This window comes from Kribbella sp. (assembly GCF_035687465.1).
GTDB lineage: Bacteria > Actinomycetota > Actinomycetes > Propionibacteriales > Kribbellaceae > Kribbella.
In genome coordinates, this window is record NZ_DASRXP010000631.1 from 53,368 (window position 1) to 71,456 (window position 18,089).

Annotated in this window: 19 protein-coding genes, 2 tRNA genes and 1 pseudogene; 15 read left to right on the plus strand and 7 right to left on the minus strand. The window is 67.0% G+C overall.

Going from position 1 to position 18,089, the window contains the following annotated elements; translation table 11 throughout:
* The first annotated feature begins 166 nt into the window (after nt 1–166).
* The 6 genes from gyrB (at nt 167) to VFG33_RS33650 (ending at nt 6,438) form a co-directional block, all read left to right on the plus strand.
* Entirely contained in the window at nt 167–2,251 is a 2,085-nt protein-coding gene (gyrB, locus tag VFG33_RS33625; RefSeq protein ID WP_414673004.1) for a DNA topoisomerase (ATP-hydrolyzing) subunit B, read from the plus strand.
* 99 nt (nt 2,252–2,350) lie between these two features.
* The gene (gyrA, locus tag VFG33_RS33630) at nt 2,351–5,002 is read left to right on the plus strand and encodes a DNA gyrase subunit A (RefSeq protein ID WP_325057039.1); all 2,652 of its coding nucleotides are present in this window, start codon (nt 2,351–2,353) and stop codon (nt 5,000–5,002) included.
* A 287-nt stretch (nt 5,003–5,289) separates the two neighbouring features.
* A complete protein-coding gene (locus VFG33_RS33635; RefSeq protein WP_325057040.1) occupies nt 5,290–6,015 on the plus strand; it encodes a DUF3566 domain-containing protein in 726 nt (241 codons plus the stop codon).
* A 105-nt stretch (nt 6,016–6,120) separates the two neighbouring features.
* A tRNA-Ile gene (locus VFG33_RS33640) sits at nt 6,121–6,194 on the plus strand.
* Between the two features lie 30 nt (nt 6,195–6,224).
* The gene (locus VFG33_RS33645; RefSeq protein ID WP_238334715.1) at nt 6,225–6,356 is read left to right on the plus strand and encodes a DLW-39 family protein; all 132 of its coding nucleotides are present in this window, start codon (nt 6,225–6,227) and stop codon (nt 6,354–6,356) included.
* 9 nt (nt 6,357–6,365) lie between these two features.
* Nucleotides 6,366–6,438, plus strand: a tRNA-Ala gene (locus tag VFG33_RS33650).
* Between the two features lie 94 nt (nt 6,439–6,532).
* On the opposite strand, the gene VFG33_RS33655 is transcribed toward VFG33_RS33650, so the two are convergent.
* The gene (locus tag VFG33_RS33655) at nt 6,533–6,748 is read right to left on the minus strand and encodes a tyrosine-type recombinase/integrase (protein WP_325057041.1); all 216 of its coding nucleotides are present in this window, start codon (nt 6,746–6,748) and stop codon (nt 6,533–6,535) included.
* A gap of 8 nt (nt 6,749–6,756) precedes the next feature.
* Here VFG33_RS33655 and VFG33_RS33660 point away from each other — a divergent pair, with 8 nt between their 5' ends.
* From VFG33_RS33660 to VFG33_RS33670, 3 genes are all read left to right on the plus strand, one after another.
* Nucleotides 6,757–6,906, plus strand: coding sequence for a UTRA domain-containing protein (locus tag VFG33_RS33660; RefSeq protein WP_325057042.1), 150 nt, complete (start codon nt 6,757–6,759; stop codon nt 6,904–6,906).
* A complete protein-coding gene (locus tag VFG33_RS33665; protein ID WP_325057043.1) occupies nt 6,903–7,562 on the plus strand; it encodes a YdcF family protein in 660 nt (219 codons plus the stop codon). Before VFG33_RS33660 ends, VFG33_RS33665 begins: the two co-directional genes overlap by 4 nt.
* Before the next feature lie 540 nt (nt 7,563–8,102).
* Nucleotides 8,103–8,465: a hypothetical protein gene (locus VFG33_RS33670; protein ID WP_325057045.1), complete on the plus strand. Its 363-nt coding sequence runs from the start codon at nt 8,103–8,105 to the stop codon at nt 8,463–8,465.
* Between the two features lie 189 nt (nt 8,466–8,654).
* Here the strand turns inward: VFG33_RS33670 and VFG33_RS33675 are convergent, their stop codons facing one another.
* On the minus strand, nt 8,655–9,272 hold the full coding sequence (locus VFG33_RS33675) for a hypothetical protein (RefSeq protein ID WP_325057046.1): 618 nt from the start codon (nt 9,270–9,272) through the stop codon (nt 8,655–8,657).
* A gap of 142 nt (nt 9,273–9,414) precedes the next feature.
* Here VFG33_RS33675 and VFG33_RS33680 point away from each other — a divergent pair, with 142 nt between their 5' ends.
* Nucleotides 9,415–9,777, plus strand: coding sequence for a VOC family protein (locus VFG33_RS33680; protein ID WP_325057047.1), 363 nt, complete (start codon nt 9,415–9,417; stop codon nt 9,775–9,777).
* Nucleotides 9,778–9,780: 3 nt separating this feature from the next.
* On the opposite strand, the gene VFG33_RS33685 is transcribed toward VFG33_RS33680, so the two are convergent.
* Nucleotides 9,781–10,995 (minus strand): RNA polymerase sigma factor, encoded by a 1,215-nt coding sequence (locus VFG33_RS33685; RefSeq protein ID WP_325057048.1) that lies wholly within the window; start codon nt 10,993–10,995, stop codon nt 9,781–9,783.
* Nucleotides 10,995–11,411 carry a YciI family protein gene (locus VFG33_RS33690; protein ID WP_325057049.1) on the minus strand — a complete coding sequence of 139 codons (417 nt, stop codon included), beginning with the start codon at nt 11,409–11,411 and terminating at the stop codon, nt 10,995–10,997. Before VFG33_RS33690 ends, VFG33_RS33685 begins: the two co-directional genes overlap by 1 nt.
* A gap of 550 nt (nt 11,412–11,961) precedes the next feature.
* On the opposite strand from VFG33_RS33690, the gene VFG33_RS33695 reads away from it, so the two are divergent.
* The gene (locus VFG33_RS33695) at nt 11,962–12,879 is read left to right on the plus strand and encodes an aminoglycoside phosphotransferase family protein (RefSeq protein WP_325057060.1); all 918 of its coding nucleotides are present in this window, start codon (nt 11,962–11,964) and stop codon (nt 12,877–12,879) included.
* Between the two features lie 112 nt (nt 12,880–12,991).
* Nucleotides 12,992–13,351 (plus strand): VOC family protein, encoded by a 360-nt coding sequence (locus tag VFG33_RS33700; protein ID WP_325057050.1) that lies wholly within the window; start codon nt 12,992–12,994, stop codon nt 13,349–13,351.
* A gap of 9 nt (nt 13,352–13,360) precedes the next feature.
* Here the strand turns inward: VFG33_RS33700 and VFG33_RS33705 are convergent, their stop codons facing one another.
* Nucleotides 13,361–13,942: an O-methyltransferase gene (locus tag VFG33_RS33705; protein ID WP_325057051.1), complete on the minus strand. Its 582-nt coding sequence runs from the start codon at nt 13,940–13,942 to the stop codon at nt 13,361–13,363.
* Nucleotides 13,943–14,277: 335 nt separating this feature from the next.
* On the opposite strand from VFG33_RS33705, the gene VFG33_RS33710 reads away from it, so the two are divergent.
* Nucleotides 14,278–14,913, plus strand: coding sequence for a VanZ family protein (locus VFG33_RS33710; protein ID WP_325057052.1), 636 nt, complete (start codon nt 14,278–14,280; stop codon nt 14,911–14,913).
* Nucleotides 14,914–15,027: 114 nt separating this feature from the next.
* Here the strand turns inward: VFG33_RS33710 and VFG33_RS33715 are convergent, their stop codons facing one another.
* Nucleotides 15,028–15,639 carry a pentapeptide repeat-containing protein gene (locus VFG33_RS33715; protein ID WP_325057053.1) on the minus strand — a complete coding sequence of 204 codons (612 nt, stop codon included), beginning with the start codon at nt 15,637–15,639 and terminating at the stop codon, nt 15,028–15,030.
* A gap of 79 nt (nt 15,640–15,718) precedes the next feature.
* Here VFG33_RS33715 and VFG33_RS33720 point away from each other — a divergent pair, with 79 nt between their 5' ends.
* Together VFG33_RS33720 and VFG33_RS33725 are read left to right on the plus strand one after the other, a co-directional pair.
* Nucleotides 15,719–16,663, plus strand: coding sequence for an NAD-dependent epimerase/dehydratase family protein (locus tag VFG33_RS33720; protein WP_325057054.1), 945 nt, complete (start codon nt 15,719–15,721; stop codon nt 16,661–16,663).
* Nucleotides 16,664–16,671: 8 nt separating this feature from the next.
* Entirely contained in the window at nt 16,672–17,430 is a 759-nt protein-coding gene (locus VFG33_RS33725) for a protein phosphatase 2C domain-containing protein (protein ID WP_325057055.1), read from the plus strand.
* 99 nt (nt 17,431–17,529) lie between these two features.
* Here VFG33_RS33725 and VFG33_RS33730 read toward each other — a convergent pair.
* Nucleotides 17,530–18,089, minus strand: a pseudogene (locus VFG33_RS33730) (hypothetical protein); the annotation flags it as partial.

Here is an 18,089-nt window from a genome sequence, read left to right on the forward strand (position 1 = left end):
AGCCCCCACCCGCGATAGGGGACATGGCCAGGAGGGCGAAAAGACGCCCTGGCATGAGTTTCAGCCGCCTCATGGCAGGTTCTGCTTCGGTCGACAGGTAGACTGGAGCCATTGAGAAAGCCGCTCTGCTGATGAACACAGTATGAGCGGCTTCCATTGTGCATCGATGCCCCGTTCACGCGGGGTCCGAGGAGGACAACAGCCGGTGACCGACGAGCCGACCGAGACCGATGAAATCCAGTCCGCCGACAGCACCGGCACCGAAGTCGAACTACCTGAGCTGAGTGAGATCCAGTCCAGCGTCGTCGAGACGGCGTACGACGCGAGCGCGATCCAGGTCCTCGAGGGCCTCGACGCGGTGCGCAAACGGCCGGGTATGTACATCGGGTCGACCGGTGAGCGGGGTCTGCACCACCTCGTCTACGAGGTCGTCGACAACGCGGTGGACGAGGCGCTGGCCGGGTACTGCGACAAGATCATCATCACCCTGCTGCCCGACGGCGGCGTCCGGGTCGTCGACAACGGCCGTGGCATCCCCGTCGACATCGTCGAGTCCGAGGGCAAGCCGGCCGTCACCGTCGTCCTGACGGTGCTGCACGCGGGTGGCAAGTTCGGTGGCGGCGGCTACAAGGTGTCCGGTGGTCTGCACGGCGTCGGTGTCTCCGTGGTGAACGCGCTGTCCTCCCGGCTCCAGGTCGACGTTCGGAAGAACGACAAGCTGTACACCCAGTCCTTCACCGTCGGCGTCCCGGACGCGGACCTGGCCGAGATCGGTACGTCGGACTCCACCGGCACCACGATCACCTTCTGGCCGAGCCCGGATGTCTTCGAGACGACGACGTACTCGTTCGAGACGCTGTCCACCCGGTTCCGCGAGTACGCGTTCCTGAACAAGGGCCTCGAACTGGTGATCCGGGACGAGCGTCCGGACCACACCGCCGAGGGCCAGCCGGTCGAGCAGTCGTTCAAGTACGACGACGGCCTGATCGACTACGTCAAGTACCTGACCGGCATCCGCGAGACCGTGCACAACCACGTGATCGCGTTCGAGGCGGCCCAGGGCGACGACAGTCTCAGCCTCGAGGTGGCGATGCAGTGGAGCGGTTCCTTCCAGGAGTCGGTGCACACTTTCGCGAACACGATCAACACGCACGAGGGCGGCACCCACGAAGAGGGTTTCCGGGCCGCGCTCACCTCACTGGTCAACTCGTTCGCCGAGGACCAGGGCATGATCAAGAGGAAAGAGGACAGGCTCACCGGCGACGACATCCGGGAGGGCCTGACCGCGATCATCTCGGTCAAGCTCGGCAATCCGCAGTTCGAGGGCCAGACGAAGACCAAGCTCGGCAACACCGAGGTGAAGGGTTTCGTCCAGCGGGTCGTCAACGACCGGCTCGGCGCCTGGTTCGAGCAGAACCCGGCCGAGGGCCGCGACATCATCCGCAAGGCCACCGCGGCCGCGAGTGCCCGGATCGCCGCCCGCAAGGCGCGCGAGCTGGCCCGCAACCGCAAGGGACTGCTCGGCGGCGGCGGGCTGCCGGGCAAGCTGTCCGACTGCCAGTCGACGAACCCGGAGGAGTGCGAGGTCTACATCGTCGAGGGTGACTCGGCCGGTGGCTCCGCCAAGGGTGGCCGGGACCCGAAGTTCCAGGCCATCCTGCCGATCCGTGGCAAGATCCTGAACGTCGAGAAGGCCCGGATCGACAAGGTCCTGCAGAACAACGAGGTCCAGGCGATCATCTCCGCCCTCGGTACCGGCATCCACGAGGACTTCGACGAGGAGAAGCTGCGGTACCACAAGATCGTGATCATGGCCGACGCCGATGTCGACGGCCAGCACATCCGGACGCTGCTGCTCACCCTGCTGTTCCGCTTCATGCGCCCGCTGATCGAGCGCGGCCACGTGTACGCCGCCCAGCCGCCGCTGTACAAGATCCGCTGGAGCAACTCGGCGCACGAGCTGGCCTACACCGAGCGCGAGAAGGACGGCCTGATGGTGGCCGGCCACGAGGCGGGCAAGAAGCTGCCGAAGGAGAACGCCACCCAGCGGTACAAGGGTCTGGGTGAGATGAATCCCCAGGAGCTGTGGGAGACCACGATGGACCCGGCCAACCGGGTGCTGCTGCAGATCACCCTGGACGACGCAGCCCGCGCCGACGAGACCTTCGCGACCCTGATGGGCGACGACATCGAGGCCCGACGCAACTTCATTCAGCGCAATGCCAAGGACGTTCGCTTCCTTGACATCTAGCACCGTCTTGATATCTGAGGGTCGCCAGGGTCCTGCCCTGGCGAACCACTCGCAGCGCCGACCTCACCGACGTACTGACTTGAACGGGACGAGCACCAGATGACCGAGACCCCCATTTCTCCTGGACACGACCGGATCGAGCCCCTCGATCTGCAGACGGAGATGCAGCAGTCGTACCTCGACTACGCGATGGCCGTCATCGTCGGCCGCGCGCTGCCCGAGGTGCGTGACGGCCTCAAACCGGTGCACCGCCGCATCCTCTATGCGATGTACGACGGTGGCTACCGGCCGGACCGGGGCTTCTCCAAGTGTTCGCGCATCGTCGGTGACGTGATGGGTCAGTACCACCCGCACGGTGACTCGGCGATCTACGACACCCTGGTCCGGCTGGCCCAGCCGTGGGTGATGCGCGCGCCGATGATCCAGAGCCAGGGCAACTTCGGTTCGCCGGGTAACGACCCGGCGGCCGCGATGCGGTACACCGAGTGCCGGCTGGCGCCGCTGGCGATGGAGATGGTGCGCGACATCGACCAGGACACGGTCGACTTCCGCCCCAACTACGACGGGCGCTCGCAGGAGCCGGTGATCCTGCCCAGCCGCTTCCCGAACCTGCTGGTGAACGGCTCGGCCGGGATCGCGGTCGGGATGGCGACGATGATCCCGTCGCACAACCTGCGCGAGGTCGCGGCCGCCGCGAACTGGTGCCTGGAGAACCCGGACGCCAGCCAGGAAGAGGTGCTGGCGGCGTGCATGGAGCACATCAAGGGCCCGGACTTCCCGAACGGCGCGCTGATCGTCGGCTACAAGGGCATCGACGACGCCTACCGCACCGGCCGTGGCTCGGTCACGATGCGCGCGGTGGTCGACATCGAGGAAGACGCCAAGGGCCGGACCAGCCTGGTCGTCAGCCAGTTGCCGTACATGGTGAACCCGGACAACCTGGCGCAGAAGATCGCCGAGCTGGTCAACACCGGCAAGATGAACGGCATCGCCGACATCCGCGACGACACGTCGTCCCGGACCGGCCAGCGGCTGGTGATCGTGCTGAAGCGGGACGCCCAACCGCGCGTAGTACTGAACAACCTCTACAAGCACACCCAGCTGCAGGACACGTTCGGCTGCAACATGCTTGCGCTGGTCGACGGCGTGCCGCGCACGCTGAGCCTCGACCTGTTCATCACCTACTGGATCGACCACCAGATCGAGGTCATCCAGCGCCGGACCCGCTACCGCCTGCGTGAGGCCGAGAAGAACGCGCACGTCTTCCGCGGTTACGTGAAGGCGCTGGACGCGCTGGACGAGGTCATCGCCCTGATCCGCCGCAGCCCCGACGTGGAGGAGGCGCGGCAGGGGCTGATCCAGCTGCTGGACATCGACGAGGTGCAGGCCCAGGCGATCCTGGACATGCAGCTGCGCCGGCTGGCCGCCCTGGAGCGGCAGAAGATCATCGACCGGTTGAACGAGCTCGAGGCGATCATCACCGACCTCGAGGACATCCTGGCCGACCCGGTCCGGCAGCGGCACATCGTCCGCGACGAACTGGCCGAGATCGTGGACAAGTTCGGTGACGAGCGCCGGACCGAGATCATCGCGGCCGACGGCGACCTGTCCGTGCAGGACCTGGTGCCGGACGAGGACGTGGTCGTCACCATCAGCCGCGGCGGGTACGCCAAGCGCACCAAGACCGACATGTACCGCACCCAGAACCGTGGCGGTAAGGGCGTTCGTGGTGCCGCGCTGCGCGCCGAGGACGAGATCGGGCACTTCTTCGCCACCACGAACCACCACTGGATGCTGTTCTTCACCACCAAGGGCCGGGTCTACCGCGCCAAGGTGTGGCAGCTGCCGGAGTCGGCGCGAGATGCCAAGGGCTCGCACGTGGCCGGGCTGCTCTCGTTCCAGCCGGACGAGGAGATCGCCCAGGTCCTGACGCTGCGGGACTACGAGCAGTCGCCGTACCTGTTGCTGGCCACCAAGCGCGGCCTGGTGAAGAAGACGGCGCTGACCGACTACGACTCGGCCCGGCAGAGCGGCATCATCGCGGTGAACTTCCGCGAGGACGACGACGAGCTGATCGGCGCCGAGCTGGCTTCCGCCGAGGACGATCTGATGCTGGTCTCCAAGAAGGGCCAGTCGATCCGCTTCACCGCGAACGACGAGCAGTTGCGGCCGATGGGTCGCGCCACCTCCGGCGTCACCGGGATGAAGTTCCGCAACGGCGACGAGTTGCTGGCGATGTCCGTGATCCGGGCCGGGTCGGAGGAGGACGCGCAGTACGTGTTCACCGTGACCGATGCCGGTTACGCCAAGCGCAGCCGGGTTTCGGAGTACCGGCAGCAGGGCCGCGGTGGGCTCGGCATCAAGGCGGTCAAGCTGAACGACGAGCGCGGCTCACTGGTCGGTGCGCTGATCGTCGTCGACGCCGACCAGGTGCTCGCGATCAAGGCCAGCGGCCAGGTCGTCCGCAGCCGGGTCGACAGTGTGCCGGTGAAGGGCCGCGACACGATGGGTGTGCGGTTCGCCGGAGTCGGCGAATCCGACGCCGTGGTCGCGATCGCGCGTAACACCGACCTCACCATCGGTGACGACGAGGCCGAGGATGGCCTCGAGGGTGCCGAAGGTGCCCAGGATGTGGACGGATCGACAACCGAACCCGCCCCTGGAAGCGTCCAGAATGATGACCAGCATTCGACTGACATCGAGGACGCGGCTACCGTCGAAGGCGACGAAGCCGGCCAGGAAGGCATCTGATGACCAACCGCGCGAGGCCGACATGGCCTGATGGGGCGGCAGACAACTCCAAATCCCAGCGGCCCTCACAAGGGACCGCCGGGAAGAGCCAGTCGACCCCACCGGCCACACCGACCTCCAACGGTCGTAACCCTGCTTCCAACGGCAGCGGCCAGCCCAGACCCGGTACTGCGAACACCCCGAAGCCCGGGGAGTTCCGCCCGCCGCAGCGACCGGCCACGCCTCCTCCGGCCAACCAGTCGGGGTCTTCCGCCACGAAGCCGGCCCGTCCTCCGCAGCAGCCACCGGTGCGACCGGTGGTGAAGCAGGCACCCCCGACGACGCCACGGCCGGTGGTGAATCCCAGTACGCCTGGGCGTCCGGAGCCACGGCTGCCCAGCCCTGGTCCGGTTTCCGGTGCTGCCCCTGGGTTGGCCAGTCCGCCGCCGGTTTCGGCGTACGGGCAGACCGGCAAGCTCTCGACGCCGGCCAAGTCGATCCCGGGCAAGTCGACGACGGAGACCTTCGGCGACAAGGTGAATGCGGCCAAGCAGGCCGTGTTCGAGAAGGCCGCGGCGGTCAAGGAAGCGGCGACGCAGGGCAGTTCGGAGCCGAAGGTCCGGGTTGCCACCGAGCCGACGGTGAAGACATCGACCCGGCCGCAGACCCGGAAGGCGCGGCTGCGGCTGACCCGGCTGGACCCGTGGTCGGTGATGAAGACGGCGTTCCTGCTGTCGATCGCCTTCGGCATCGTCACCTGGGTCGCGGTGTTCATCGTCTGGTCCGCGATCGGTGCGGCGGGCGTTTTCGACAACATCAACAACACGGTGTCCGAGGTGCTGGGCACCCCGTCGGCCGAGCCGTTCCGGATCGAGAACTACGTCAACACCGGCAAGGTGATGGGTTTCACCACGCTGCTGGCGTGCGCCGACGTGCTCATCATCACCGCGCTGGCGACGCTCGGCTCGTTCCTCTACAACATCGCCGCCACGCTGCTGGGCGGCCTCGAAGTCACCCTCGCGAGCGAGGACTGAGCCCGGTGACCTGGTTCCGGTCGGGCGAGGTCCTGGTCCGGCTGGAACCGGTTTGGGAGACGGGCACCGAGTGCGGTAATCTCTCCCGGGTTCACCCCGTAACGCGGGCCTATAGCTCAGTTGGTTAGAGCGCTGCCCTGATAAGGCAGAGGTCACAGGTTCAAATCCTGTTAGGCCCACATCCCGAACGTCCATCCAAGGAGTCACCGGTGCTGAAGAAGATTCTGCTGGTACTGCTGGCCAGCATCGGTGGATACTTCGCCTACAAGAAGACCCAGCAGGCCCGCGCCGAGCAGGACCTCTGGGCCGAGGCCGTCGACCCGGTCACACCCGGTCGCTGACCACCCCACGGGGGCGTAGCTCAACTGGCAGAGCACTGCCTTTGCAAGGCAGGGGTTAGGGGTTCGAGTCCCCTCGTCTCCACAACTACGTTTCCCCAGGTCACGCCCACATTCGCAGCTTGACCGGCCAGGCAACGAGAGAATCTCCGAAGTCTCCGTGCCCTCCGCGTGCCCTTTCACTTCGACTCCCCCGCGTTCCGAGCCGCATCGATGAGCGTGCTCAGGCCGTCGGCCAGGTGCTTACTCCGGCCCTTGGAGACGTGGAGGTAGATCAGAGCCGCGCGAGTGCTGGCGTGCCCCATGCGCTCCATCAACTCCCGCAGCGTTGCGCCATTCTCAGCGACCAGGGTGTTGCCGGTGTGGCGGAGGTCGTGGAAGTGGACAGTCGGCACCCGACGAGATGGGGCAGCTGGAGCTGACGGCGGGCGAGCCGGTGATGATCCTGCACCGTCGCACGGTGACCAGTACGGGTCGTGTGGTCGAGTTCGCCCGAGGCGTGCACGCGGCCAGTCGCTTCGCCTGGACCTACACCTTTACGATCCCCGAATGAGTCCAAGCACTGCGGTACCAACCGATGTACTTGAGGCCACTCAGGTCCTGTGGGACTACCACAACATGCACCACGAGCTACGTCCGACCGACGTTGGCGTCGGACTCGGTAGCCACGACCTGGGCGTCGCGACCTACACGGCCGAGCTGTACCACCAGGGCATGTTCCCGCTCATCGTGTTCACCGGCGCGAATGCGCCAACGACCGTCGAGCGGTTCCCCCGAGGCGAAGCAATCCACTACGCCGAGCACGCCCAGGAGCTGGGTGTCCCAGCCGATGCCATGATCCTCGAATCCCAGGCCACCAACACCGGCGAGAACATCGTCCTCACCCGAGCTGCACTCGCCGAACGTGGCATCTTCCCCAAGTCGGTAACCCTCATCTCCAGGCCCTACCAGCAGCGCAGGGCCTACGCCACGTGCCGCAAGATCTGGCCCGAGGTCGACCCGATCTGTGCATCCTTGCCGCTGCCCCTAGCCGAGTACATCGAGACCATCGGCGACGTCGACCGCGTCCTCAATATGCTCGTCGGCGACACGCAGCGAATCGACCTCTTCGCCCAACGCGGATTCGCCGTACCGCAGCCGATGCCCGACAACGTCAAGCAGGCATACGACGAGCTGGTCCAGCACGGCTACACCGCCCGGTTGCTCTAGCCCTCTGCCGAATTTGGCTCTTATGGATCAAGGCGCGCCTCCGGCGCGCAAAGGCCCGGCTGCGGGCGGCGCCAGGGCGCCGTCCTCGCCGGGCCAACGGGTGGAATGCAACTTCGATACACACGAGACCAGCTGCCAGCGGCCAACGAGCCAGGCGTCTGATCGCCGGTTTAACCCGTCGGTCTTAGCCGCTTGACTGTCGGGCCTGATCACGACACACAATCTGCCTCCGGCAGGGGCCTCACGACTCCGGGATGACGGTCCGAATCGGCCGGCCTATTGGTCGGGGGTGCGTCTTCCCGCCTGCCGCTCAGCCCAGTCAGGACCTATCAGGAGCCACCAGAGGGGACAAGGTCGTTCGTCCGGTAGGGCGCTCCACCTTGTCCCCTCTGGCGTCTCCGGATCGCGCTACGCGTGGGCTGAACGGCAGACGGGAAGACGCAAGGTTGGGCGGTTGAGAACCCAACGGCGCTCCGATCGGGTGATGATGGACGGATGGGACGCAATCGGAAGCACGACCGCCACGAGACCTTCGCTGGCATGGTCGACGAGGTAGTCACCGCGAACCCGGAGCCAGCAGGGCCGTCGATCGATTGGTACCAACCGATCAGATCCGGCGAGTACACGGATGAGACCGGCGCTCGCTGGCAGTTGCGTGGGGGAGATCTGCCCTGGAAACGCATCGAACGACTGATCGACGACCCACAGGTTCGAGTCCTGCACGCCTATGCGAACGAAATCCGCGACGTAACCCTTGAGCACCGGGACAAATTCACGGCGATGATCCGCCCCTACCTGGACGGCAAGGGGGGTGCTTCGGTGGACGATTACACGGACTTTCAGGCGGGGGAGTTTAAGGACGACCAGCGCAGGTCCCTGCTCGTGGTCGAGGAGACGTGCTAAGCGGTCGTGCCCTCTGCGTGCCCTTACGAGAACGCGGCAGTGGGCTCGGTCGGTCACTCACGGGGAGAAACCAGCCGAGCCCAGGCTCACGGTCTGACCGCTCAGGCCAGCGGGAGTGCCTGAACCGCCTTTGCAAGGCAGGGGTTAGGGGTTCGAGTCCCCTCGTCTCCACAACCTTCTTTCCTCAGGTCAGAGCCTGATTTCCGGCTCCCTGGCGGCGCTGTTTGCGGCTGTTCGCTCGGCATGTTCAAGGCCAACTTGCACACAGCCGTTTCCCCGGCCGTGGCAGTACATGGACAACACGAGGCCTCGGATGGTCCAGGCGCTCGCCGGCATGTGTGCCGGACCCCACTCCTCGACGGGTGCCCCGAAGGCTTCAGACAAGAGACGCCTCAAGGCGTCATAGCCAGCTCTGGGCTTCGGGTCGGTTGGGTCAGGTGAGAGGTAGAGGAAGAAGCTGAGGCCGAGAAACTCGCCGTTGAAGGTGCTCCAGGAGCCGGCAACCTCATCGCTAAGGGAGGTACTGAAGATGCCGGCTGTTCGTTCCGGCGGCTCGGTGGCGGGGCTGCGCTCGAGGAAGGCCATCTCGGAGAACATGGCGCGCCGTTCGCCTTCGGTGGTCGGCCACGGAGAAGCGACGATCCGGGTGATTGTCACTACTACGTCCGCGGGATCCGGTGATAGCTCCGGCGGACCGTCTTCAGGCATACGGCAACCGTAGCCGTACGCGATGTGTCGGTCCCGGTCCTTCGAGATGTGCTGGTAGATCATCGCCGCCCGCGAGCTGGCATGCCCCATCCGCTCCATCTCGGTCCCTCTGGCGTCTCCGGATCGCGCTACGCGTGGGCTGAACGGCAGACGGGAAGACACGGGGCACGCGCCATGCTGGGCTGGCTTCTCCGAACTAAAGTGCCTGTTTCTGAAGCCCTGGCATGTCTAAGCTCGGCGGATGACCTTGGAATGGGAACAGGTAATTGTTCACTCGGTAGATCCGGTGACCTTGGGGCAGTGGTGGGCCGAGGCTCTTGGTTGGGTTGTGGTCCACTCCTCTGCTGACGAGTTCGAGATCCGCCCGGAGCCGGATCGCCTGCCGGGGTTGGACTTCGTCCGGCTTGATGAGAGCAAGAAGGCTAAGAGCCGACTGCATCTGGACTTCAGGCCTGACGACCAGGACGCCGAGGTGGCTCGTCTGGTGGCCCACGGCGCACAGCGTGTTGATATTGGCCAGGGTGATGGATCGTGGGTTGTACTGGCAGACCCCGAAGGTAACGAGTTCTGTGTCCTCGGCCAGCGACCTCCGTCCGCGCTGTAGGCCTCAGCTCAGGGCGGTCGCCTTGCGTAGGAGTACTGAGCGTTCGCGCTGGTTTGTGCACAGGCGGGCCGCCAGTTCCAGCTCGGCGCGCGCTTCCGGTCGCCGGCCGAGGCGGGCCAGCAGCTCACCGCGTACGGTCGGAACCAAGTGCGAACCGGGGAGCCGGTCCGAGGCGATCAGTTCGTCCACGATGGCCAGGGCTTGCGCCGGACCCGAGGCCATGGCCACGGCGACGGCCCGGTTGAGCTCGACCACCGGCGAGGGTGCGACCCGGCCGAGCGCCTCGTAGAGCACCACGATCCGATCCCAGTCGGTCTCCTCGACCGACGGCGCTGATGCGTGGGCAGCGGCGATCGCAGCCTGCAGGCCGTAGGGGCCGAGCCCGCGAACCGATGCTATGGCCAGCGCTGCCAGCCCACGGCGGACCGCCGAGAAGTCCCACCGCCGCCGGTCCTGGTCCGTCAGCAGGATCGGCGAACCATCCGGGTCGGTCCGGGCCGGGAAGCGCGCGGCCGTCAGCTCGCACAGCGCGAGTAGACCGTGCACCTCCGGCTCGTCCGGCTGCAGCGCGGCCAGCGTGCGGGCCAGCCGAATCGCTTCGTACGCGAGGCCGGGGCTTAGCAGCCGGTCGCCCGACGTGGCCGTCGACCCCTCGGTGAAGATCACGTAGACGACGCTGAGCACGCCGCCCAGCCGCACCCGGCGCTCACCGGCCGGCGGCAGCTCGAACGGCACCCCGGCCGCCGCGATCGTCTTCTTCGCCCGGGTGATGCGGGCCTGCACGGTCGGCACGGTGACCAGGAACGCGCGGGCGATCTGTTCGGTGGACAGGCCGCCGACCACGCGCAGGGTCAGCGCCACCCGAGCCTCCGGGGAGAGCACCGGGTGGCAGCTGACGAACATCAGCGCCAGGATGTCGTCGTCGATCCGGTCGGGGTCGATGTCGTCGTCGACCACCGGGTCAGCCGCCAGCAGCGCGTAGCGGTCCTGCAGGGCTGTCCGGCGGCGGATCGCGTCGATCGCCCGCCGCCGGGCCGTGGCCATCAGCCAGCCGGCCGGACTGGTCGGAGAGCTGAGCGGCCATGACACCAGCGCCTCGGCCACCGCCTCCTGGGCAGCATCCTCGGCCAGCCCGAAATCGCCGGTGAACCGGGTCAGCGCGGCGACGATCCGCGCCGACTCGATCCGCCAGACGGCCTCGACGTCGGCCGGACCCATCAGATCCGGCCGCTGCTCTCGCGCAAGGTCCCTTCCTTGACGAACTTCCCGCTGTCCTGCGGGACCTCGTCCTCCCCGGGCACCCGCCGGATCTCGATCTTGGACCCGGGGGCCGCCGGGACCCGTTTGGCCCACTCGACCGCCTCCTGCTTCGAGGCGACATCGAGCAGGAAGAAGCCCCCGAACAGTTCCTTGGTCTCTCCGTACGGCCCGTCCGTGACCACCGGGGCCTCGTCGCCGAAATGCACCACGACACCCTGGCCCGGATCGTCCAGCCCTTCGGCTGCGACGTAGACGCCGGCCTTCGCCAACTCCTCGATGAACAGGCGGGTCGCGGCCATCAGCTCGTCGACGTTGGCCATCATGGCCGCGTTCGTCTCATCGGTGCCCCGCATGATCAGCATGTACTGCGACATCGCGTTCTCCTCGTCCCTCGGGAGCCGCCTCTCGGCCCTCGCACCCACAGGTCGAACGAGCGGCCGACGGATCGACACAGCCCCAAAAAAATCTCTCGCCGCAACGCAGCGCAACCCGTTCGCCCCGCCCTGAGCCCGCCGGACCTGATCCTGAACGAGGCGGGATTCAACTCCCCTGACAGCGTTCTAGCGAGCACGTCTCTCCACGAGCACCGCTACTCCCCACCCAGCCACTGCCCCGACCAACGCAGCGAGTGGCGACCCGAAAATGGCTGAGTCTGTCCATTCCGAGGCACCCGCCAACCGGGACCACACCACGTTCGCGACAATCAGAACGACCGCACCGATCACTGCCCACCAGTTACGACGACGATGCTGTGCGGCCGAGACCATGTCGGAACCCTACGCCGGTGCGCCCGCTGACGGGCTTGCTAACAGCGGCTCCGGATCAGAAGGTCGTGCCCTTTGCGTGCCCCTCTGGAAAACGCAGCAGTGGGGGCGGTTGGAAGTCGGTTGACCGATAGCGAGGTGGGTGTGAGACTCCGTGACCATGTCCAAGGTCGCCAAGTTGCACGATGACGAGGTGGACATCGACGCGTCGTTGGTGGTGCGCCTGTTGGCCGAGCAGTTCCCGCAATGGGCCGGCGCTCCGGTTCAGGTCGTCGCAGCGTCGGGGACGGACAACGTGACGTTTCGGGTGGGTCCTGATCTGGCGGTCCGGCTGCCTCGCACCGCGCAGAACCAAGGTCAGGTGGAGAAGGACCTGACCTGGATGCCGCGCCTGTCCCCCCACCTTCCACTGGCCATACCCGAGCCGTTGGCTCTCGGGACACCTGGAGCGGGGTATCCCTTCAGCTGGGGCGTGTACCGGTGGCTGGAGGGCGAGGCCTTCCAGCGGGATCAGCTCGCCGACCCGATCGCCGCGGCGCGTGAGCTTGCCGAGTTCGTTCACTGCCTGCAGACGGTCGACACGACCGGTGCTCCGGTTCCGCCGGACGACCCGTTCAGTCGGGGTACGCCGCTGGCGCCGCGTGACGCGTTCTTTCGCGAGGCGCTGGATGAGTTGCGCGACGAGTTCGACACCGGGCTGGTGCTTGCCGCGTGGGAGGCGTCGCTGGCGGCGGACACCTGGGCCGGTCCGCCCAGGTGGATCCACGGCGACCTCATGCCGGGAAACGTCCTGGTGGTTGACGGCAGACTTGCTGCGGTCATCGACTTCGGTACTGCGTGGGCCGCCGACCCGGCCGGTGATCTCTTGGCCGCCTGGTACTTGTTCGAAGGTGACTCACGACAGGCCTTCCGCGACGCGATGCGCGTCGACCAGGACACCTGGATCCGCGCCCGCGGCTGGGTCCTCTCCCTGAGAATGATCGCGATCCCCTACTACCGGACCCGCAATCCCGCCGCAGTGCGCGATGCCCACTCCTTCATCGCCGAGCTCCTCGCCGACTTCACCGCGGACCAGTGAGCTGAGGAGCACTGGGCGCGTGACGCCAAGTCGGTCGCAGGGCAGGTCGTCATTCTGCCCGTATCGTGGGCATCGTCGGCACGTCATCAGCTACGGGTAGATGGAGGCAGCAGTGCAGCCCACTCGCATCATTGCGAACCTGTCTGTTCCTGACATTGGCGAAGCTCGCGACTTCTACGTGGATTACCTCGGGCTCAGCGATGAGGGGCTCAATATGGGCTGGGTCGCCCGATTCCAGTCACCGGACGGACGGGCTGTCGTTCAACTCGTCACCCGCGACGCCACCGCTCCGGAGGACTCGGTGATCTCGGTCGCTGTCGGCGACGACGTGGAAGAGGCGTACGAAGACGCGAAACGACGGGGCTTCGAGATCGTCCACCCGCTGACCACCGAACCCTGGGGCCTGCGACGGTTCCTCGTCCGCGCCCCTGACGGCAACCTGATCAACATCACCAGCCACAAGGACGCCTAGAGCCCGTCCCTAGGACTTGGTTCGTACAGCCATCAGGAGGCCGGTTGACCAGGTCAACCGGACGGAGTGGAAGTCCTGGCGGGCGTCCAGGTCGGCGAGCAGTTGGCTGACCGAGTCGTGGTGGTCCTCGGGCCAGCCGGACTGTGGAAGCAGGTCGTCGATTAGGTAGGTTCCGCCTCTGGTGACCAGGCTCAGGGCTCGGTCGAGGTGGGTGAACTTTCCTGGCCAAGTGTCGGCGAACACCAGGTCGAAGGGCTCGCCGTCGTAGGCCTCGAGCCAGTCGCCGCCGTCTCCGGTCACGAACGTCACTCGTGGATCGGAGCCCAGTTGGGCGCGGGCAACCGCCTGGACGGCGGAGTCGAGCTCGACCGAGATCAGGTGGGAGCCCTGGTCCATGCCGCTGAGGAGCCAGGCGGTTCCCTCGCCAATACCTGTGCCGAGCTCGAGGATCCTGCCACCGGGGCGGGCGGCTGCCAGTACTGCGAGCAGGCTGCCGGTGCGCTCGTCGCAAGACATGGTGAAGCCCGCTTCGAGGGCCGCTGAGCGTAGCGGAGGAAGGGCGTCTGGGAAGCGCTGGGGCGTGTCGTCCATCCACGGATGGTGCAGGTGCTCCGGACCTTGGCGCAAGGGGTTTGTCAGCCCGGGATCGAGGTAGTCCCAAGACGTTGCCGATGGCATCAAGTCGAGAGAGGTTGCCTTGGGCTACTAAAAGGTGAATGGCGTGACAGTTGGTGCACGGATTGTCACGGGGACTGCACGGCTGGTTTGCGGGTGCGTGCAGATGTCTGGATCGGCCTAGCGGGCGGCCTCGCCGACAGCTGATCGTCTGATGAGGAAGTCATCGGGACGAACCACTGACGACGTGATCACGCGGGGTCCGGTCGGGGCTGCGCGGGGTCCCGGCTGACGACGGAGGATCCGGACACGTGCTCGAGACCTATCGCGGTATCCCGCACCTGCTGGACACGTGGCTCGTGCTGACCGGAATGGCGCTGCCCCTCGTCATCTCCTCGGTCCGCCGCCGGGGTGACCTGGTACCGCGGCTGGCGTCGTTCCTGCTGCCGGCCTCGATCGCGCTGATCCTGGCGGCCACGCTCAGCCCCACGGGCCACCACCTGGGCGGGATCGGCACCTGCGGGACCCAGTTGACCACCACCGGCGGACTCACCTCGCTACAGGGACTGCTCAACGTCCTGCTCTTCATCCCCGCCGCCGGAATGCTTACCCTCGCGAGCGGCCGCCCGGCGGACAGTATCGCCGCCGGAATCGGGCTGTCGGCCTCCGTGGAGGCGGTCCAGGCGCTGATTCCACCGCTGGGCCGATCCTGCCAACTGCATGACCTGATCGCGAACACGCTCGGCGCCTTCGCCGGTGTCGGCCTGGCGGCCGCACTGCAGGTACTCATCCGGGTCCAGACCCTGACGAGTCCCGCGTACGTCGTGGAGCACAGCGCAGTACTGGTGATGCGTGGGAGACCACCCGCACGTCATCGCCGCGGCGAACTGGCCCTCCGCCCCATCCCGATCCAGCGTGCGAGCCGCCCAGTGGCCCGGGCTCGCTGATCTCCCCCTTCACCACCTTGGAAGCCGAGCCGTGGAGGGGTGGAAGGTTATCCACAGGTTGTGGACTATTCGGGGGATGAAGGGGTCATAACACGGAAGATATCCACACCTTGGCTAGGGCCGGACGTCCAGGCCGAGGGACTCGGTGATCACCATCGCCTGGGTCAGATCGACAATCGCGTGCTTCAGTTCGACCGTCAGCGGGTCGAGCGTGGACAGGTCGGAGCCGCGGAGATCGCAGCCGGACAGATCGGCATGGTGCAGCCAGGCGCCGGTGAGGTCGACGTTGGTCAGGATCGCCTTGGCCGCCCGCAGACCGGTCAGGTCGGCCTCGCGTAGTTTCACGCCCCGCAGTTCCGCACCTCGCAGATCGGCGCCCGGCAAGCCGACGAAGGACCAGTCACCGCCTTCGACCTTGAGCAGGCTGTAGGCGCAGTCGTCGAACATGCTGCCCATCAGTTTGCAGCGGGTGAAGGTGGTGTCGAAGAACGAGCAGCGGACGAAGGTGCAGTTCACGAACGCCGCATCGGTGTGGGTGGAGGCGTTGAACCGAACGCCGCGGAAGGTGCATTCCTCGAACACCCCGCCCTGGTTCGCGATCTCGGTCAGGTCGGAATCGATGAACAGCACCTTGGCGTAGGTCTGCCCGGACGGGTCGGCGTCGTCCCAGTCGCGGATCGTGGTCTCGGTGGCAGGCGCGGGGCGCCCGTGCTTGCGGTCAGCCACAGCACTTCCTCTCGGTTCCCCTGCATTGTGACGACCCCGACGGACAAAGTTCAGGGGATCGACAACGACGGGAGGCAAGATGGTGCAGGTGACCGGATCAGAGCGGGTGATGGTGTTCGGCGCCGGCGGCTTCCTCGGGACCAAGATCTGCGCGCTGCTGGCGGAGCGCGGCATCGAGCACCGGGGCATGACCCGGAGTACGGGCGATCCCCACCGGCAGTTCGACCTCGCCACGGGGCACAGCTATGCCCTGGACGCGCAGATCGGCCGGTACAAACCGACCGTGATCATCAACGCTGCCGCTGCTACCCACGGTGATGTGCACCAGCTCACCCGGGGGAACGTCGTCGCGGTCGAGGCACTGCTCTCCTCGATGCGGAACCACGCGACCAACGCCCGGTTCGTCCATTTCGGCTCCGCCGCGGAGTACGGCGGGGCGCCGCACGGCACGAGCCAGGACGAACAAGTGGACCTCCGCCCGGTCGCGCCGTACGGGTTCACCAAGCTCGCCGGCTCGGAGCTGGTACTCCGGGCGCAGCGCAACGGTGCCGACGCGGTTTTGCTGAGGCCGTTCCAGATCACCGGGCCGGGGTCGCCCGCCTCCACTCTGGTGGGCCGGGTGATCCGGCAGGTCGGGACCACCGACACCCTGCAGATGGGGTCCCTGGAAGCTTGGCGGGACTACGTCGACGTCCGGGACATCGCGGCAGCGGCGGTTGCAGCCGCGCTCACCGATGCCAAGTTGCCGCCCGTGCTCAACGTCGGATCGGGAAGGGCAGCGCTGGCGCGGGACGTCGTCCACCGGCTGATCGAGCTCAGTGGGATCCCCACCAAGGTCGTCGAAGGCGCGGTCCACGCGGGGCATGCCGGTTCGCCCGCGGATGCGGCGCCTTGGCAACAGGCGAACACGACGTTGATCGAGAAGCACCTCGGCTGGACCTGCCAGATCAGCCTCGACCAGTCCCTGATCGACACCTGGGCAGCGCATGACAGGGCTCGGGGTCCGGCGTCCGTGCAAGGTTGAATGGACGGGTGGAGCTCCGCTCAGCCTGTCAGCCCGCGCCGGATCGGGTGGCGCCTGCTGTCAACGAGGATCTGGTGCTGAGCGGGCCCGAGTTCGTGGTGATCCTGGATGGGGCGACCGCGCCGCCCGGCGTCGATTCGGGCTGCCGGCACACGGTGGCGTGGTTGGTCGGGCAACTCGGCCGGCAGTTGGTGGTGCCGCTGCTCGGGCGGTCGGAGGCGCCGCTGGCGGACCTCCTGGCTGATGCGATCGCCGCGGTGTGTGCCGAGCACGCGTCGACCTGCGATTTGGCGAATCCGGACAGCCCGTCGTCGACGGTGTCGATCGTGCGCGCGACTGCGGGCGAGGTCGAGCATCTGGTGCTCGCCGATTCGCCGGTCGTCCTGCGTTCTCCGGATCAGCGGATCACGGTGGTGGCGGACAACCGGATCGAGTTGCTGCCGGAGTACACATTCGAGGCGGTGCGGCGGCTGCGGAACCAGGCGGGCGGGTTCTGGGTGGCGAGTACCGAACCGAAGGCGGCGTACGAGGCAGTCGCCGGTACTACGGAACGCGCCGACGTCGAGCTGGTCGCACTCCTGACAGACGGGGCCTCCCGCTATGCCGAGCGCTACGGGCACACGTGGGAGGAGCTCCTAGAAGTGCTCACCGGCGAAGGCCCGCAGGCGTTGATCGATCGAGTCCGGGCCTACGACGCTGCAGCGCTCACCGGCAGCTTCCGCGGCAAACGCCACGACGACGCCACCGCGGCGCTTTGGTACCTCTAGGTCTACTGCGCTGGACTGGTGAATGGTGGTGGGAGGGGGCGGGTGCCGGCCCACGCACGCATTGCCCGGCGAGGTCGTCCGGGATCGTGTGCGGGGTTGTCAGCGGGGGCGGTGCCAAGGGGGTGTGCCGCCGGGTGGGGGTTGGTGCTGGCCGCTGCCGTCGGTCGGGAAGGGTGCCGGTGGCGGACCTCCGGGCGGGGTCGGCGGCTGGGGTGGTCCTGTGTAGCCGCCCTGTCCGTGGCCGCCCTGGCCGTAGTTGCCGTAGCCCGAGCCGCCTGAGCCGTAGGTGCCTCGGGTGGAGTCGTAGGGGCGGGGTGCGTACTGCGGTGGGCCGACCTGCGGATGCGCTGGAGCCGGGCCGCCGGGGAGGTGGCCGGGGGTGGGGTATGAGGGTGAGTGGGCGGGGAGTGTGGGACCGAGTTCGGGGCCGCGGGCGTCCTGCCAGTTGGTGACGCGGAGCAGGAGCAGCGAGATCGTGATCGCGGCGACGATGAGCAGCACGGTCGCGACGGTGAAGCCGATGTTCACTGCCAGCGCGACCCGGACCATGAAGTCCTGCAGGTCGTAGATGTCGACGTAATCACCGGTGGCCTGCGCTGCATCGGCCCGGTCGACCAGCCGGATGATCCAGACGAAGAAGCTGACGACGGCGACCCCTC

Excerpts from the sequence above, each read along its gene's own strand:
- gyrB (WP_414673004.1), top strand. The coding sequence starts at position 167 with ATGCCCCGTTCACGCGGGGTCCGAGGAGGACAACAGCCGGTGACCGAC.
- gyrA (WP_325057039.1), top strand. The coding sequence starts at position 2,351 with ATGACCGAGACCCCCATTTCTCCTGGACACGACCGGATCGAGCCCCTC.
- VFG33_RS33660 (WP_325057042.1), top strand. The coding sequence starts at position 6,757 with ATGGGGCAGCTGGAGCTGACGGCGGGCGAGCCGGTGATGATCCTGCAC.
- VFG33_RS33665 (WP_325057043.1), top strand. The coding sequence starts at position 6,903 with ATGAGTCCAAGCACTGCGGTACCAACCGATGTACTTGAGGCCACTCAG.
- VFG33_RS33670 (WP_325057045.1), top strand. The coding sequence starts at position 8,103 with ATGGTCGACGAGGTAGTCACCGCGAACCCGGAGCCAGCAGGGCCGTCG.
- VFG33_RS33675 (WP_325057046.1), bottom strand. The coding sequence starts at position 9,272 with ATGGAGCGGATGGGGCATGCCAGCTCGCGGGCGGCGATGATCTACCAG.
- VFG33_RS33680 (WP_325057047.1), top strand. The coding sequence starts at position 9,415 with ATGACCTTGGAATGGGAACAGGTAATTGTTCACTCGGTAGATCCGGTG.
- VFG33_RS33685 (WP_325057048.1), bottom strand. The coding sequence starts at position 10,995 with ATGGGTCCGGCCGACGTCGAGGCCGTCTGGCGGATCGAGTCGGCGCGG.
- VFG33_RS33690 (WP_325057049.1), bottom strand. The coding sequence starts at position 11,411 with ATGTCGCAGTACATGCTGATCATGCGGGGCACCGATGAGACGAACGCG.
- VFG33_RS33695 (WP_325057060.1), top strand. The coding sequence starts at position 11,962 with ATGTCCAAGGTCGCCAAGTTGCACGATGACGAGGTGGACATCGACGCG.
- VFG33_RS33705 (WP_325057051.1), bottom strand. The coding sequence starts at position 13,942 with ATGGACGACACGCCCCAGCGCTTCCCAGACGCCCTTCCTCCGCTACGC.
- VFG33_RS33720 (WP_325057054.1), top strand. The coding sequence starts at position 15,719 with ATGGTGCAGGTGACCGGATCAGAGCGGGTGATGGTGTTCGGCGCCGGC.